The organism is Modestobacter marinus (assembly GCF_011758655.1).
GTDB classification, from domain to species: domain Bacteria; phylum Actinomycetota; class Actinomycetes; order Mycobacteriales; family Geodermatophilaceae; genus Modestobacter; species Modestobacter marinus.
In genome coordinates this window covers 89,354-104,934 of the sequence record NZ_JAAMPA010000001.1, presented here as the reverse complement: position 1 = coordinate 104,934, position 15,581 = coordinate 89,354, and the positions used below count along the sequence as shown (strand labels likewise).

Annotated in this window: 14 protein-coding genes; 6 read left to right on the top strand and 8 right to left on the bottom strand. The window is 75.1% G+C overall.

The annotated features are described in order from the left end of the window. The first annotated feature begins 89 nt into the window (after positions 1 to 89). The gene (locus FB380_RS00480) at positions 90 to 1,028 is read left to right on the top strand and encodes a Rieske (2Fe-2S) protein (protein ID WP_166753371.1); all 939 of its coding nucleotides are present in this window, start codon (positions 90 to 92) and stop codon (positions 1,026 to 1,028) included. Continuing rightward, complete coding sequence (locus tag FB380_RS00475; protein ID WP_166753370.1) at positions 1,025 to 1,507, top strand: hemerythrin domain-containing protein; 483 nt, start codon at positions 1,025 to 1,027, stop codon at positions 1,505 to 1,507. The genes FB380_RS00480 and FB380_RS00475 overlap by 4 nt, the downstream gene beginning before the upstream one ends. Positions 1,508 to 1,541: 34 nt before the next feature. On the opposite strand, the gene FB380_RS00470 is transcribed toward FB380_RS00475, so the two are convergent. Then, complete coding sequence (locus FB380_RS00470) at positions 1,542 to 2,279, bottom strand: ABC transporter permease (protein ID WP_166753369.1); 738 nt, start codon at positions 2,277 to 2,279, stop codon at positions 1,542 to 1,544. Then, the gene (locus FB380_RS00465) at positions 2,276 to 3,166 is read right to left on the bottom strand and encodes an ABC transporter ATP-binding protein (protein WP_166753368.1); all 891 of its coding nucleotides are present in this window, start codon (positions 3,164 to 3,166) and stop codon (positions 2,276 to 2,278) included. The genes FB380_RS00470 and FB380_RS00465 overlap by 4 nt, the downstream gene beginning before the upstream one ends. Before the next feature lie 130 nt (positions 3,167 to 3,296). Here FB380_RS00465 and FB380_RS00460 point away from each other — a divergent pair, with 130 nt between their 5' ends. Both FB380_RS00460 and FB380_RS00455 read left to right on the top strand, forming a co-directional pair. After that, positions 3,297 to 4,472, top strand: a complete 1,176-nt coding sequence (locus tag FB380_RS00460; protein ID WP_166753367.1) for a sensor histidine kinase — start codon at positions 3,297 to 3,299, stop codon at positions 4,470 to 4,472. Next, positions 4,469 to 5,119 carry a response regulator transcription factor gene (locus FB380_RS00455; RefSeq protein ID WP_166753366.1) on the top strand — a complete coding sequence of 217 codons (651 nt, stop codon included), beginning with the start codon at positions 4,469 to 4,471 and terminating at the stop codon, positions 5,117 to 5,119. Before FB380_RS00460 ends, FB380_RS00455 begins: the two co-directional genes overlap by 4 nt. A 15-nt stretch (positions 5,120 to 5,134) precedes the next feature. On the opposite strand, the gene FB380_RS00450 is transcribed toward FB380_RS00455, so the two are convergent. Beyond that, positions 5,135 to 5,638 carry a superoxide dismutase family protein gene (locus tag FB380_RS00450; protein WP_166753365.1) on the bottom strand — a complete coding sequence of 168 codons (504 nt, stop codon included), beginning with the start codon at positions 5,636 to 5,638 and terminating at the stop codon, positions 5,135 to 5,137. A gap of 126 nt (positions 5,639 to 5,764) precedes the next feature. Here FB380_RS00450 and FB380_RS00445 point away from each other — a divergent pair, with 126 nt between their 5' ends. Then, entirely contained in the window at positions 5,765 to 6,766 is a 1,002-nt protein-coding gene (locus tag FB380_RS00445) for an aldo/keto reductase family protein (protein WP_166753364.1), read from the top strand. Between the two features lie 63 nt (positions 6,767 to 6,829). Here FB380_RS00445 and ggh read toward each other — a convergent pair whose 3' ends face one another. The 4 genes from ggh to FB380_RS25165 all read right to left on the bottom strand — a co-directional run bounded on the left by ggh (position 6,830) and on the right by FB380_RS25165 (position 11,603). Continuing rightward, positions 6,830 to 8,398, bottom strand: coding sequence for a glucosylglycerate hydrolase (gene ggh, locus FB380_RS00440; protein ID WP_166753363.1), 1,569 nt, complete (start codon positions 8,396 to 8,398; stop codon positions 6,830 to 6,832). 124 nt (positions 8,399 to 8,522) lie between these two features. Further along, positions 8,523 to 9,890: an APC family permease gene (locus FB380_RS00435; protein WP_166753362.1), complete on the bottom strand. Its 1,368-nt coding sequence runs from the start codon at positions 9,888 to 9,890 to the stop codon at positions 8,523 to 8,525. A 58-nt stretch (positions 9,891 to 9,948) separates the two neighbouring features. Continuing rightward, positions 9,949 to 10,977 carry a potassium channel family protein gene (locus FB380_RS00430; protein WP_166753361.1) on the bottom strand — a complete coding sequence of 343 codons (1,029 nt, stop codon included), beginning with the start codon at positions 10,975 to 10,977 and terminating at the stop codon, positions 9,949 to 9,951. 83 nt (positions 10,978 to 11,060) lie between these two features. Then, entirely contained in the window at positions 11,061 to 11,603 is a 543-nt protein-coding gene (locus FB380_RS25165) for a MarR family winged helix-turn-helix transcriptional regulator (protein WP_166753360.1), read from the bottom strand. A 40-nt stretch (positions 11,604 to 11,643) separates the two neighbouring features. Here FB380_RS25165 and FB380_RS00420 point away from each other — a divergent pair, with 40 nt between their 5' ends. After that, positions 11,644 to 13,788 carry an MMPL family transporter gene (locus FB380_RS00420; protein WP_243850099.1) on the top strand — a complete coding sequence of 715 codons (2,145 nt, stop codon included), beginning with the start codon at positions 11,644 to 11,646 and terminating at the stop codon, positions 13,786 to 13,788. Here FB380_RS00420 and FB380_RS00415 read toward each other — a convergent pair. Further along, positions 13,700 to 15,508 carry a class I adenylate-forming enzyme family protein gene (locus tag FB380_RS00415; protein WP_166753359.1) on the bottom strand — a complete coding sequence of 603 codons (1,809 nt, stop codon included), beginning with the start codon at positions 15,506 to 15,508 and terminating at the stop codon, positions 13,700 to 13,702. The genes FB380_RS00420 and FB380_RS00415 overlap by 89 nt on opposite strands. Positions 15,509 to 15,581 lie beyond the last annotated feature (73 nt).

The window sequence follows — 15,581 nt, the reverse complement described above, 5'->3', positions numbered from 1 at the left end:
CTCCGGCCGGTCGGCGGCCGCGGGCTGGGTCGTTTCGACCGGCGGGCACCGGGCACCCGGAGGGGCGTGACTGGACCGGGGACGCCCCGATGAGCGTGCGGAGTCGGCTGGAACGCGTCCTGGGGGCGGTCGAGCGCTGGGAGGTGCTGGACGCCCCGGGCTACCAGGTCGAACACGGCATCGCGCTGACCTACCTGCTCACCGGCCGGTACGCCCGGCCGCTCCAGGACCTGCTGCACGGCGTCTGGCTCGGCCACCCGCTGCACCCGGCGCTGGTCACCGTGCCGGTCGGCGCCTGGACCGCGGCGTCGGTGCTCGACGGTCTCGACGCCACCGGCCGCGGGGGACCGGGCGCCGGGCCGGCTGCGCGGACCGTGGTCGGCGTCGGCGTGGCCGGCGCCGTGGCGTCCGCGGCGACCGGGTTCACCGACTGGCAGCACGCCCACGACGGCGCCCGGCGGGTGGGCCTGGTGCACGCCGGGGTGAACAGCACCGCCCTCGCGCTGTACGTGTGGTCCTTCGCCGACCGGGGGCGGGGCCGGGCGGTGCGGGCCCGGGTCACCGCGGCCGCCGGCCTGACCCTCACGGTGGCGAGCAGCTGGCTGGGTGGGGCGCTGTCCTACCGGCACGGGCTCGGCACCGACCACGCCGACCGCACCCTGCACCCGCGCCGGTTCACCCCCGTGCTGGCCGAGGCCGACCTCGTCGACGGCGAACCGGTCGGCGTCGACGTGGACGGCCGGCCGGTGGTGCTGGTCGCCCGGGACGGCGAGGTGCACGCCGTGGGCGGCACCTGCCCGCACCAGGGCGCCCCGCTCGGTGAGGGGTGGCTGCACCGCGGCGAGCTGGTCTGCCCGTGGCACGGGTCCCGCTTCGACCTGGCCACCGGCGAGCCGGCGCAGGGCCCGTCGACCGCGCCGCTGCCGTGCTTCGACACCCGGGTGCGCGACGGCCAGGTCGAGGTGCGGCGCCGCGCGCGCTGGCGTGGCCCCACCGCAGTGACGACCGTCGAGGAGGCGTCCCGATGAAGGCCGACGAGGTGCTGATCGCCCACCACGACGTGCTGCGGGGGCTGCTGCGGCAGCTCGCGGAGACGACCGGCGACCAGGTCGCGGAACGCCGGCGGCTGCGGGACGAGCTGCTGCGCGAGCTCGAGGTGCACACCCAGATCGAGGACGAGCTGTTCTACCCGGCCGTCAAGGACGTGTCGCCGCTGCTGTCGCTGGCCCATGCCGAGCACCGGCAGATCGACGACCAGCTCGCCACGGTGATGCGCACGGCCCTGGACGACCCGGAGTTCGTCACCGAGGTCCGGATGCTCGAGTCGACGCTGCGCCACCACACGTTCGAGGAGGAGGAGCGGATGTTCCCCCAGTCGCACGCCCTCGGTGCGGAGCGGCTGGAGGAGCTCGGCCGCCAGCTGCAGGAACGCCAGGACGAGCTCGGCCGGTCCGGTGCGATGCGGCTGATCGTCCGGCTCAAGCGGATGACGCTGAAGCTCGTCTGATCCTGCCGGAGGTGCAGCACCGGGTGCTCCGCGCCTAGGCGTCCCTGCGGCGCAGCACCCACCAGGCGCCGAGCACGGCAGCCGCGGCCCACAGGGCCAGGACGGCGAGCCCGGCGACCGGGCCGAAGACGTCGATCGGGCGGGCGTGCAGGCGGATGGCGACCTGTCCGGCGCGGTCGGGCAGGTAGACGGCGAGGCGCTGCAGCACCGGCACCAGCTCGAGGAGCGGCGAGACCAGGAAGAAGAACGGGATCAGCAGGCCGAGGGCGATCGCCTGGTCGCGCATCATCATGGCCGCGCCCATGCAGACCACGGCCAGCAGCGTCGGCTGGAGCGCGGCCGCCACGGTCGGCCGGGCCAGCTCCGAGAGGGCGACCCCCGCCGGTCCGAGCAGGCGCTGGGTGACCACCGCGCTGACCACCGCGGTGACCGTGGCGGTGACGAGCACCAGGGCGCTGCCCACCGCCACCTTGCTCGCCAGGAACACCCCGCGCCGGGGGACGGCGACCAGCGACGTGTGCAGCGTCTGCCGGCCGTGCTCCCCGGCGGTGAGCAGCACCGCCAGGACGACGAGGGCCACCTGCCCGAAGTTCAGGCCGTAGAAGGTGAGCAGGCCGGCGTCGTACCCGGGCTGGGTGGCCTCGAGGTCGCCGATCGCACCGACCACGGCGGCGCTGATGCCCGCGGCGGCGACCGCGAACCCGGCCAGGCACAGCCAGGTCGACCGCAGGGTGGTCGCCTTGACCCACTCGGCGTGCAGGGCGGCGATCACTCGTCGGCTCCGGTGGTCAGGGCCAGGAAGGCGTCCTCCAGCGACCGGTGGCCGGCGCCCAGCGCCAGCAGCGGCACCGCGTGCCGGGCAGCGACCGAACTGACGACGTCGGCCCCGACGCCGGCGACGTGCAGTGCGCCGTCGGGCTGGACCGCGACCGTGGCGCCGCCGGCGGTGAGCAGCTCCGCCAGGCGCCGGGCCTGCGGGGTGCGCACCAGCACCCGGGTGGCGGAGTGCCCGGCGAGGAGGTCCGGCAGCGAGGTGTCGGCCAGCAGCCGGCCGCGGCTGAGCACGAGCAGGTGGTCGGCGGTCTGCTCCACCTCGCTCATCAGGTGGCTGGAGACGACGACCGTGCGGCCCTCGGCGGCGAGCTGCCGCAGCGACGTGCGCAGCCACCGGATGCCCTCGGCGTCCAGGCCGTTGACCGGTTCGTCGAGCAGCAGCACCGACGGGTCGCCGAGCAGTGCGGCGGCCAGGCCCAGCCGCCGGCGCATGCCCAGGGAGAACCCCCGCACCCGCCGGTCGGCGACGGCGGTCAGGTCGACCACGTCGAGGACCTCGTCGATCCGGCGTGCGGGGACGCGGTTGCTCGCGGCGAGCCAGCGCAGGTGCGCCCGCGCCGTGCGGCCGGGATGCGGCTCGCTGCTGTCCAGCAGCGAGCCGACGGTCCGCAGCGGCTCGCGCAGCTCGGCGTACGGCGAACCGTCGATGCGGGCCGTGCCGGCGGTCGGCCGGTCCAGCCCGAGCAGCATCCGCAGCGTGGTCGACTTCCCGGCCCCGTTGGACCCCAGGAAGGCGGTGACCACCCCTGGTGGCACGTCGAAGGTCAGCCCGGCCACCGCGGTCACCGGGCCGTACTGCTTGGTCAGTCCCCGCACCTCGATCACGTCGCGCTCCCGTCGTCCGGCATGCCTCCACGCTGGTCGACCGGAGGTCCCGGCACCTCCGTCGCGCGGTCCGTCCGGCTCCCTCTCCAGCGGGAGGCCGCGGGCGACCGGGAGACGGGATCATGGCCACGTGCACAGCGTGCTGCGGCCGGTGACCAGCAGGACGACGTGGACGCGCGTCCTGCACCTGACGGTCGGGCTGTGGTCAGCGGTCGCCTGCGCGATGGTCTGGCCGGGGCTGGAGGACGCCTCACCGGCCACGATGACCGGCCTCACGCTGGCCCCGCTGCCCCTGCTGGTCCTCCTGGCCGCCGTCCCGGTGGTGCGGCGGAGCGAGGGCGTCCAGGTGCGGGCGCTGGTGCTGCCCGGCGACGACGACGTCACGGTCGAGCCCTCGCGGAGCTGGCCGCACCGGGTCCGGCTGCTGGCCTGGCTGGTGGTGCGGGTCGAACTCGGCGTCGTGGCCGGTCAGCTGGCGGCGGTCACCGTGGCCGCCGCCGGGTCCCTGCTGGGGCTCCCGTCGGCACCGTCGACCGCGGCGGGCGTCCCGGGCTGGGCCCGCCTGCTGCTCGCGGTGCTGCTGGTGCTCGGGCTGGTGTACGCCCTGGCCGCGCTCGGGAGGCTGCTCGCGGCGGCCGCCCGGCACCTGCTGCACCCCTCGGCGGCCGAGCGGCTGGCCACCCAGCGGGCCCGCACCGAGCGGCTGCTGGAGCGCACCCGGCTGGCCGCCGAGCTGCACGACTCGATCGGTCACGCGCTGACGGTCACGCTGCTCCAGGCCGGCGCCGCGCGGGAGGTCGCCGGCCGGGACCCGGCGTTCGTCGACGGTGCGCTCCGCGCCATCGAGGACGGTGCCCGGCAGGCGACCGCCGACCTGGAGCGGGTGCTCGGCCTGCTGCGCGACACCGCCCGCCCGCCCGTGGCGGCGCCCACGCTGGCCGACCTCGACCGGCTGGTGCGCTCGGCCGAGGCCGCCGGGGCGCGGGTCGACCTGCACGTCACCGGTCCGGTGGGCGACCTGCCGGGGCAGCTGTCGGAGGAGGGGTACCGGATCGTGCAGGAGGCGCTCACCAACGCGCTGCGGCACGCCGGGCCGGTGCCGGTCCGGCTGCGGGTCGCGGTGGCCGGCGGGGGACTGGTCGTCGACGTCCGCAACCCCCTCCCTGCGGCGCTGCCTGCGGGAGCCGGTACCGGGAGCGGCGTGCCCGGCCTGCAGACCCGCGCCGCCGCCCTCGGCGGGACCGCGGAGGCCGGCCCGGTCGACGGCGGGTGGCGGGTCGCCGTCCGGTTGCCGGTGCCCGGATGACGATCCGGGTGCTGCTGGTCGACGACGAGGAGCTGGTGCGCAGCGGTCTGCGCACGATCCTCGACGCGCAGGAGGACATCGAGGTGGTCGGCGAGGTCGCGGACGGGGCGGTGGTCGTGCCGGCGGTGGCGCGGTCCTGCCCGGACGTCGTCGTCCTGGACATCCGGATGCCGCTGGTCGACGGCATCGAGGCGACCCGGACGCTGCGCCGGCGCTATCCCACCGTCCCGCGCGTCCTCGTGCTGACCACCTTCGCCGACGACGAGAACGTGTACGCGGCCCTGCACGCCGGCGCCGACGGGTTCCTCCCCAAGCGGGCGCGGCCGGCCGAGATCGTGGACGCCGTGCGCACCGTCGCCGGGGGCGAGAGCCTGCTGTTCCCCGCCGCGATCCGTTCCCTCGCCGTGCGGCACGCGGGCGGGGGCGGGGCCCGGGGCGCGGCGCGGGTGGCGCTGACCGATCGCGAGGCGGACGTGCTGCGGCTGATGGCGCACGGGCTGAGCAACGGCGAGATCGCCACCGAGCTGTTCCTCGGCCTGCAGACCGTCAAGACCCACGTCAGCAGCCTGCTGCGCAAGCTGGGCGCCCGGGACCGCACGCAGGCCGTGATCGCGGCCTACGAGTCGGGTCTGGTGCCGCTGCGCTGACGCCGGGCCCCTCGGTCAGCCCTCGATGGAGGCGCAGGCCGACCAGGCGGCGCCGTCGGCCAGGGCCTCGCCCTCCGCCGGCAGGACGATCAGCGAGGTGCCGTCCTCGTCGACCAGCAGGTCCAGGTCGAACTCCCCGGCCAGGGTGTCCAGCGCACCGACCTCCTGGTCGGTCACCGGCAGCGCCGGGAGGTCGGCCACCGGCTCGCCGTCGAGCGCGCCCTCGCCGCAGCCGCCCTCGCCGACCAGCAGCATCGGGTGGTCGCCCGGGGTCAGCCCGCTGGCCTCCACCTCGACCTCCGTGCCGGCGGTGGTGCTGGTGAAGGTGGCGGTGCCCAGCACGCTGCCCTCCGGGTCGACCAGCTCGCTCGTCACGTCGACCAGCACCTCGGGGGTCTCGGTCACCGCCCCGTCGTCCAGCGCCTCGAAGGAACCCCCGACGCCGTCCTCGTCGTCTCCACAGGCGGTGAGCACGAGAGCCGCGGCGGCGGTGGCGGAGAAGAGCATCGTGCGCTTCACAGGGGGACTCCTTCGGGTCGTGGGAGTGGGTCCAGAGAGGCACTGCCCGCCTCCGCCGCGTCCCACTCCCGTCGGCCGCTGAGTCGATGCCGAGCCGTGACCTGGCCCAGCGGGTAGGAACGACACATGGAGTTCCGACACCTGGGCCGCAGCGGCCTGAAGATCAGCGAGATCACCTACGGCAACTGGATCACCCACGGCGGGCAGGTGGAGTCCGACGCGGCGAACGCCTGCGTCCGCGCCGCCCTGGACGCCGGCATCACCACCTTCGACACGGCCGACGTCTACGCCGGTGGCCGCGCCGAGGAGGTGCTCGGCAAGGCGCTGGCCGGGGAGCGGCGCAGCGGGATCGAGCTGTTCAGCAAGGTGTACTGGCCGACCGGGCCCGGCCGGAACGACCGTGGCCTGTCCCGCAAGCACGTGCTCGAGTCGATCGACGCCTCGCTGGGCCGCCTCGGCACCGACTACCTCGACCTCTACCAGGCCCACCGCTACGACGTCGAGACGCCGCTGGAGGAGACGATGCTGGCCTTCGCCGACGTCGTGCGCAGCGGCAAGGCGCTGTACATCGGCGTCTCGGAGTGGCGGGCCGAGCAGATCCGGGCGGCCAAGGTCCTCGCCGACGAGCTCAAGATCCCGCTGGTGTCCAACCAGCCGCAGTACTCGGCGCTCTACCGGGTGCCCGAGGCGGAGGTCATCCCCACCTCCCGCGAGCTCGGCATCAGCCAGATCGTCTTCTCACCGATCGCCCAGGGCGTGCTCACCGGCAAGTACCTGCCCGGTCAGCCCGTCCCGGCCGGCTCCCGGGCGACCGACGAGAAGGGCGGCGGGGCGAACATGATCGCCCGCTGGCTGTCCGACGACGTCCTGGAGCGGGTCCAGGAGCTCAAGCCCATCGCCGACGACCTCGGGCTGTCGATGGCCGCGCTCGCGGTGGCCTGGGTGCTGCAGGAGGAGAACGTGGCGGCGGCGATCATCGGGGCCAGCCGCCCGGAGCAGGTGACCGACAACGTCAAGGCCTCCGGCGTCCGGCTCGACGACGACGTCAAGCGGCGGATCGACGAGGTGCTCGCCCCCGTGGCGCAGACCGACCCGGCGCTGACGAAGAGCCCCGACCCGCGGCCGTGAGACCCGGCCGGGCGGGCTCCACCCCGGAGCCCGCCCGGCCGGTCCATCTCGGGACGACGCGGGTCAGGACGGCCGCTGCTGCGGCTGCGGGGTGGTGGCCGGGCCGCGGCTGTGCGGCGGGCGGTGCCCGGCGAGGTGCCCGGCGTGCGGGGTCGGCGATGCCGGGCGGCCGTCCCGGTGGGCCTCCCGGTGGGCGTCGTGGTGGGCGTCCCGGTGGGCGGGGGTGATCCGGGGCAGCTCGCTGGTCAGCCAGCGGACCGGGCGCCGCTGCGCCGGGCGCCGGGCGGCCAGGAAGTCCAGCGCGATCGCCGCCGTCCACGACTGGTCGCGGCTGCCCAGCGTCTCGCCGGTCACCGGCTGGTAGTACTCGGCGAAGTCGCAGTCGATCAGCTGGGACAGCCCGGCCAGCCGCAGCTGGTTGGCCGCCTCGGGCTCGCCGGAGCGGTTCAGCGCCCAGGCCATCAGCCAGTTGAGCACCGGCCACTGCGGCCCGCGCCAGTAGGTCTGCTCCCGGAACGCCGGGGAGGCGGGGGAGACCGAGGGCACGACCGGCCAGCGCAGCCGGGAGTGCCCGCACCACCGCGGGCCGAGCAGCAGGTCGCGCTGCCGGCGGGTGAGCGCCTCGTCGCCGCCGCACAGCAGCGGGGCGAACCCGGCGGCGCTCTCCACGTCCAGCCACTGACCGGTGCGCAGGTCCAGGTCGCGGGCCAGCCCGGTCTGCGGGCTGACCGAGCGCAGCACCCCGGTGCGGAACCGCCGGGCGATCGCCCGGGACTGCTCGACGCCCCCGGCCGTGCCGCCGCCGATGCCGAGCTCCTCGCCCATGTCGGCGAGCAGGTCGCTGGCGGCGGCCAGCAGCGCCGACACCAGCACGTCGCCCACGACGAAGTCGCCGGTCGCCCGGTAGGCGGTGTCGTCGTAACGGGCGCGGACCTTCTGCTCCACCAGCCACAGGTAGCGGGCGTACTCCGCGTCGCTGGGCCGCTGCGACGGGTCGGCGACGTGCGCGAGATCGGCGCGGACGAACGGCGGCATGTCCGGCTGGGGGTGCACGTTGGCGTAGGGGGAGTCCCAGCGCGGGGAGTCGTCCATCCCCGACTCCCAGCCGTGGTGGATCTCCACCAGGCCGTAGGAGTACGGGTCGCGGGCGGTGGCCAGGTACTGGTGCCAGGCCAGCCAGGAGTCGAAGGTCTCCCGCACGAACTCCTCGGCCAGCTCCTGGTCGGCGCCGCCCTTCCGCCGGGCGTCGTGCAGGATCCGGGACAGCGCGATCACGTGGATCGGCGGCTGGCAGATGCCCGACGTCAGCACCCCGGCCGGGCGTGCGGCGGCCACCTGCGTGCGCCAGCGCTCCGGACCGGGGAAGTAGTCGCTGGGCTCGTGGAACAGGATGTGCGGGATCATCCCCGTCGCCCACTGCCCCGACAGCAGGCTGCGCAGCTCGTTGAGCGCCCGCGGCACCGAGACCGTCGCGATGCCCAGCGCCACGAAGCCGGCGTCCCAGCTCCACATGTGCGGGTAGAGGGTGGGGGAGGCGACGGTGAAGGCGCCGCGGTCGTTGGCCCGCAGGACGTAGCCGGCCCGGCCGGACATCAGCCCGATCTCAACCGCGCTCGGTTGGGACACGGTCATCTGCAGGTCCGTTCCTCTCGCCGGTGCCCGGCCATCCTCACCCCCGACGGGTCAGGACGCCGGTCCGCCGGGCACATTTCACGCGAACGTCACGCCCCGGTCGTTGACCGCCACGCCGGGAGGCTCACGCGGCGCGGGTCGGCTCCCCGGACCGGGCCGGCCGGCCGCCCCACCACGGCGCCCGGGCCAGCAGGTACAGCAGCACGCCGACCAGCAGCAGCAGCCCCGCCCGCACCCAGGTGGCCGCCTCCTGCTGCGACAGCAGCAGCAGGCACGAGGCGATCGCGAGCACCGGCAGGACGACGGGTGCGGTGAAGTGCTCGGCGGCCACCCGGTCGCGGCGCAGCACGAGCACCGCGACGTTCGTGCTGAGGAAGACCAGCAGCAGCAGGAGGACGACGATGTTCGCCAGCTCACCGAGGTCGCCGACCAGGGTCAGCCCCATCGCCACCGCCGTCGTCACCACGATCGCCACCCACGGGGTGCGCCGGCCGGGCAGCACCCGGCCCAGCGTCGCGGGCAGCAGCCGCTGCTCGGCCAGCCCGAACACCATCCGGCTGGCCATGATCATGGTGAGCAGCGCGCCGTTGGCGACCGCGACCAGCGCGATGACGCTGAACAGCTGGTCGGGCACCGCGACCCCGCTGGCCTGCACCACCGCCAGCAGCGGGCCCGTCGAGCCGGAGAGCTCGTCGGCCGGCAGCACGAGCGAGGCGGCCAGGCCGACCAGCACGTAGACGGCGCCCGCGGTGAGCAGCGCGCCGAACAGCGCCCGCGGGTACACCCGGCGCACGTCCTGGACCTCCTCGGCGACGTTGGCCGAGACCTCGAAGCCGACGAAGGAGTAGTAGGCCAGCAGCGCGGCGGCCAGCACCGCCGACCCGGCCGAGACGCCCTCGGGGAACTGCACCACCCGGCCGGGGTCGCCGTCGCCGCGACCGAGCACGATCGCGCCGATCACCACGATCAGCAGCAGCCCGGAGACCTCGACCACGGTCATCACCACGTTGGCCCGCACGGACTCCTGGATGCCGCGGGCGTTGAGCAGCGCCACGAGCAGCAGGAACACCACCGCCGCCGGCACCGCCGGGACGTCGAGGAAGACGCCGAGGTAGTCACCGGCGAAGGCCAGGGACAGGCCCGCGGCGCTGGTGACACCGGCGGCGAGCATGCAGTAGCCGACCAGGAACGAGACCAGCGGCCGGCCGAAGGCCCGCTCGGCGAAGACCGCCGAGCCGCCGGCCCGGGGGTACTTGGTGACCAGCTCGGCGTAGGACGCCGCGGTGAGCAGCGCGAGCAGCAGGGCCAGCAGCATGGGCACCCAGATGGCGCCACCGGCCTCGCCGGCGATCTCCCCGACCAGGGCGTAGATCCCCGCGCCGAGCACGTCGCCGAGGATGAACAGGTAGAGCAGCCGGCCGCTGATCGCCCGGCGCAGCGGGCTGCTCTCGTCGCCGGCCGCACCGGTCTGCTGATCTTGGTGCTGGGTCACCGGCCGAGTCTCGGTGGGTGCACCGCCACCGGCAACCCGGGCCGGTGGCCGCCCGGGGTCAGTCCTTCTCGGCCGGGGACCGGTGGGCCTTGACGACGACGAGCACGTCCTCGCTCTGCAGCGTGCCGATCAGCGGGTCGTCGAAGCGCAGGGTGCGCCCGCCGCGGGCCACCGACAGGACGACGTCCCGCAGCTGCCGGGGCGCCAGGCCCACCTCGGACTGGGTGACGGTGCGCTGGGCGAGGTCCAGCCCGCGCCCGCTGGTCAGGAGGTCCTCGACGACCGCGACCACGCCGGGCTGGTCGGTCGACAGCCCGAGCAGGCGTCCCGAGGTCGCCGAGGAGGTGATGACCGAGTCGGCGCCGGACTGGCGGAGCAGGCTGGCGTTCTCCTCCTCGCGGACGCTCGCGGTGATCGGCACCGTCGGGTTCAGCTGCCGCACGGTCAGGGTGATCAGCACGGCGGCGTCGTCGCGGTCGGCGGCGACGATGACCGCCCGGGCCTTCTCCACCGACGTCCGGCGCAGCACCTCCATCCGCCCGGCGTCCCCGAGCACCCCGGTGAAGCCGGAGGCGGTGGCCTCGTCGATGGCCTGGGGCGAGGGGTCGACGACGAGGATGTGCGCGGCGTCGGTGCCCGTGCTGAGCAGCGCCCGGATGGCGCTGCGGCCCTTGGTGCCGTAACCGCACACGATGACGTGCTGGCGCACGCGTGACCTCCAGCGTCGGATCTGGAACTCCTCCCGGGAGCGCGCGGTCAGCGCTTCCAGGGTGGTCCCGATCAGGATGAGCAGGAAGGTGATCCGCAGGGGCGTGATCACCAGGATGTTGACCAGCCGGGCTCCCGGCGTCACCGGGACGATGTCGCCGTACCCGGTGGTGGAGAGCGTGACGGTGGCGTAGTAGGTGGCGTCGAGCACGCTGATCTCGCCACCCTGGTTGTCCGCGTAGCTGTCCCGGTGCAGGTAGACGATCAGGACGGTGGCGCTCAGCACGATGGCGGCGATCAGCACCCGGCGCCAGACCTGCCGGGCCGGGGACTCCTCGGTGTGCGGCAGGTGGACGCCGCTGTGGTCCTGGTTCACCATGCCCGGCTCACCGGGCCGGTCGCTCGCACGTCACCGGCGGGACGATAGCCGCCGTCGCTGGGTACCGCGGGCCGCCCGGTCGCTCAACCGGGGATGTCGGCCGGTCCGGGGTTGGGCTGCGGTCCGTCGGCCGCACCCGGCCCGGCCAGTGGCTGGACGGCGTCGAGCACCCGCTCCAGCAGGCCGGCCAGGGTGGCCACCTCGGACTCGGTCAGCCCCAGGACGGCGGGCCGGCCGAGCTCGGCGAGCACGGGGCCGGCGGCCAGCAGCGCCTGGTGGCCGGCCGCGGTGAGGTGCACTTCGACCCGCTGACCGCGGCGGACCGCCTCGGGTCGCTCGACCCAGCCGGCGTCGACCAGCCCGTGCAGCAGGGCGCTCATGCTCTGCGGCGTCAGCTGCAGCCGGCGGGCCAGCTCCGCGGAGGTGAGCGTGGAGGCGCGGGACAGGTGCACCAGCACGACGAAGGTGTGCGGCCGCAGCCCGACGGTGGCCAGCTGCCGGGCGAAGAGGGCGTTGACCGCGGCGCCGGCGCGGGCGAGGGCGTAGGCGGGGATGCCGGCCGGGTCCTCGGCGAGCCAGGGCGGCAGACCCGCCCCCGGATCGCGCCCGTCCCCTGGCTCCGCCACGCAGGACACCGTAGGTTGCCGACTGACCATCAGTCTCCTGATGGTCGACGGGGTCGAGGAGGAGACGATGGGCAGAGTGGCCGACTGGGTGCTCGGGCACCGCCGGACCGTGGTGCTGGCCTGGCTGGCGCTCGCGGTCGTGGGCGGGGTGCTCGCGCCGACCACGATCGACCGGCTCGGGTTCGACTTCTCCACCCCCGGGCAGCCCGCCTACGAGGCGAACGAGGCCATCACCGACCAGTTCGGCAACGGCGGGGCCATCGACCCCCTGCTGGTCACCGTCCCGCTCCCCGAGGGCAGCACCGTGGCCGAGAACCAGGCCGAGCTGGCCGCCGTCGTCGAGCGGCTGCGGCAGCCCGGCTGGCGGGTGGCCAGCCCGCTGGACGAGGGCGCGGCGGCCGACGTGCTCGCGGCCGACGGCAACGCGGTCGTGCTGGTCTGGCCCCCGGCGGTCGAGGGCCCGGCGCCCTACGCCGCCGCGCTGCCGCAGCTGGAGGGCGCCCTGCAGGGGGCCACCGTCGCCGGCGCCGAGCCGGTCGTCACCGGTACCCCGGTGCTGGCCGAGGGCGGCGGCGAGGAGCGCCCGATCATCGTGGAGATCGCCCTGGGTGCCGGCGGCGCGATCGTCGTCCTGGCGCTGGTGTTCGGCTCGCTGCTGGCCCTGGTGCCACTGCTGGTCGCCGCGGTGGCGATCACCACGACCTTCCTGCTGGTGCTCCTCCTGACCACGGTCATCGACGTCAGCTTCATCGTGCAGTACCTGGTCGGGCTGATCGGCCTCGGCGTGGCGATCGACTACTCGCTGCTGGTGGTCATGCGCTGGCGGGAGGAGCGGGCCGCCGGCGCCGACGACCTGGTCGCGGTGCGCACCGCGATGACCACCGCCGGCCGGGCGGTCGTGTTCAGCGGGGTCACCGTGGCGATCTCGCTGCTGTCCCTGGTGGTCCTGCCGCTGCCCTTCCTGCGCACCGTCGGCTTCGGCGGGCTGTTCATCCCGCTGGTCAGCGTGCTCGTCGCGCTCACCCTGCTGCCGGTCCTGCTGGCCTCGGTCGGGCCCCGGCTGGAGTGGCCACGACGCCGGCTGCGCGGCACGGAGAGCCGCACCTGGCACCGGGTCGGGACGACGGTGGTGCGGCACCGCTGGGTCGCCGCCGCGCTGGCCACCGCGGTCCTGCTGCTGCTCGCCTCGCCGGTCCTCGGCATCAAGCTGGGCACCCCGCAGGTGTCGGCGATCGCCACCGGGTCCTCCCCGGCGGCGACCGCCTTCCAGCAGCTCACCGGGGCCGGCCTGCCGGACGGGCTGGCCCGGCCCGTGGAGGTGCTCACCGACGACCGCGCCGCCGCCGTCGAGCGGCTGTCGGCGGTCGAGGGCGTGGCCGGGGTGCTGGCGCCGGCGGGGGAGCCGTGGGAGCAGGGCGGGACGGGGCTGGTGGACGTCGTCCTCGCCGACGACCCGTCGTCCACGGCCGGCCGGGAGGCGCTGACCGCCGTCCGGGCGGCCGCCGACGGGCTCCCCGGGGCCCAGGTCGGCGGCACCGCGGCCGGCGACGCCGACTCGGTGGAGGCGATCTACGGCAACGCCTGGTGGGTGCTGCCGCTGGTCGTCGTCATCACCTTCGCGCTGCTCGCCCCGGCGCTGCGCTCGATCTGGCTGCCGGTCAAGGCGCTGGTGCTCAACGTCGTCTCGATCGCGGCCGCGTACGGGATGACCGTGTGGATCTGGCAGGAGGGCAACCTGACCGACCTGCTCTTCGGTGCCTCCGCGACCGGCACGCTCACCTTCTGGGTGCCGGTGGCGGCGTTCTCGTTCCTGTTCGGGCTGTCGATGGACTACGAGGTGTTCATCCTGTCCCGGATCCGGGAGGGCCGGGACGCGGGGATGAGCACCGACGAGGCCACCGTGCACGGCGTCGCGTACACCGGCCGGCTGGTCACCTCGGCGGCGCTGATCCTCTTCCTGGCCTTCGTCGCGCTCTCCACGGTGCCGGTGGTCGACGTGAAGATCTTCGCCACCACGCTGGCGCTGGGCATCCTGCTCGACGCCACCGTCGTGCGCGGGGTGCTCACCCCCGCGCTGGTCGCGCTGCTGGGCGAGGTCAACTGGTGGTGGCCGTTCCGCCGGTACGGGCACCGTCCGGCGCACGCCCGCCCGCGGCACGCTCACGCGCGGTCAACTCGCGCTTGAGCACCTTGCCGGCCGGCGACACCGGCAGCGCGTCGACGAAGACGACGTCGCGCAGCCGCTTGTACGGCGTCACCTGCTCGTCGACCACCGCCCGCAGGGACTCGGCGGTGAGCGCGGCGCCGGCGTCGTCGGCCCGGCGCACCACGTAGGCGACCGGCAGCTCACCGGCCTCCGGGTCGGGCCGGCCGACCACCGCGGCGGCCGCCACCCCGGGGACGCCGAACAGGATCTCCTCCAGCTCGCGCGGGAAGACGTTGTAGCCCTTGTAGAGCAGCATGTCCTTGGTGCGGTCGACGATCGCCAGGTAGCCGTCGGCGTCCAGCACCCCGACGTCGCCGGTGTGGAACCAGCCGTCGGGGTCGATCGACTCCGCGGTCGCGTCGGGGCGGCCGGCGTAGCCGCGCATCAGCTGGGGCCCGCGGATGCAGACCTCGCCACGCTCCCCGGCGGGCAGCGGGTCGCCGCCGCCGAGCGGCCGGATGCTGATCTCGGTGTCGGGCAGCGGGACGCCCACGGTGCCGGCCTTGCGGATGCCGGAGGTGTGCGGCGGGTTGCCGGTCGCCATCATCGTCACCTCGGTCAGCCCGTAGCCCTCGGCGATCACCACCCCGGGCACCAGCGCCGCCATCCGCTCGATCAGCGGCACCGGCAGCGGCGCCGCGCCGCTGGAGAACCCGCGCACGCTGGACAGGTCGGCCTCGGCGATCCCGGGCACCTGCAGCAGCGCGACGAACACCGGCGGCGCCCCGCCGATGCTGGTGACCCGGTACCGGACGGCGTCGGCCAGGTACTGCACCGGGTCGAACCGGTCGTGCACCACGACGGTCGAGCCGCTGAGCACCTGCCCGTTGAGGTAGCCGATCACCCCCATCGCGTGGAACCAGGGCGTCAGGTTGATGATCGTCGCGGTGCCCAGGCGGGTGGGGTGCTCCGCCGGGTCGCTGAACTGGTCGAGGGTCACGTCGCCCTCGGCGTCCAGCGCCGGGACCGAGCCGGTGGTGAAGCAGGCCGACTGCAGCACGTTGGTGACCACGGCCCGGTGCGGCAGCTCCACGCCCTTGCTGACCCCGGTGGTGCCGCCGGTGTAGGCCAGGTGCGCCAGGTCGGCGGCCGGGTCGAGGTCGGCGTCGCGGTGGGCGTCGGCCGGGTCGGCGGCCAGCAGGTCGGCGAGGGAGACGGCACCGGGCAGGTCGGCGAGGTCGACGGCGGCCGTCGGGTCGGCGACCTGCTGCGGGCCGGTGACCACCACGGTCTCCACCCCCGTGCCGGGCAGCGCCAGCCGGACGACGGGCAGCACCGGCTCCCAGGTGACCAGCGCCCGCGCGCCGGCGTCGGCCAGCTGGTGCGCCAGCCCGGCCGGGGGCAGCAACGGGTTGGTGGGGGAGAAGGTCGCCCCGGCCAGCAGCACGCCGTAGTAGACGGCCGGGTACTGCAGGCAGTTGGGCAGGTGCACCGCCACCACGTCGCCCCGGCCGATGCCGCGGGCCGCCAGCCCGGCGGCCACCGCGTGCGCCCGGCGGCCCAGCTCGGTGAAGGACAGCGCCACGTCGTGGTGGACGAAGGCGGTCCGGTCGCCCCAGCGGCGCACCGCCGCCCGCAGCACCGACCCGACCGGGACGTCGGGGTACTCCAGCGAGCGCGGCAGCCCGGGGGGCCACGGGGAGCGCTCGGCCGACGGCCCGGTCGGTGCGGGGGTGCTGGTGGCCTGCGTCGTGGTCATCCGTCGTCCTCACGCTCAGCGTCGTTGCCGGCCCTCAGGGTGGCGCAGGTCACCCTCCGAGTCGAGATGGGAG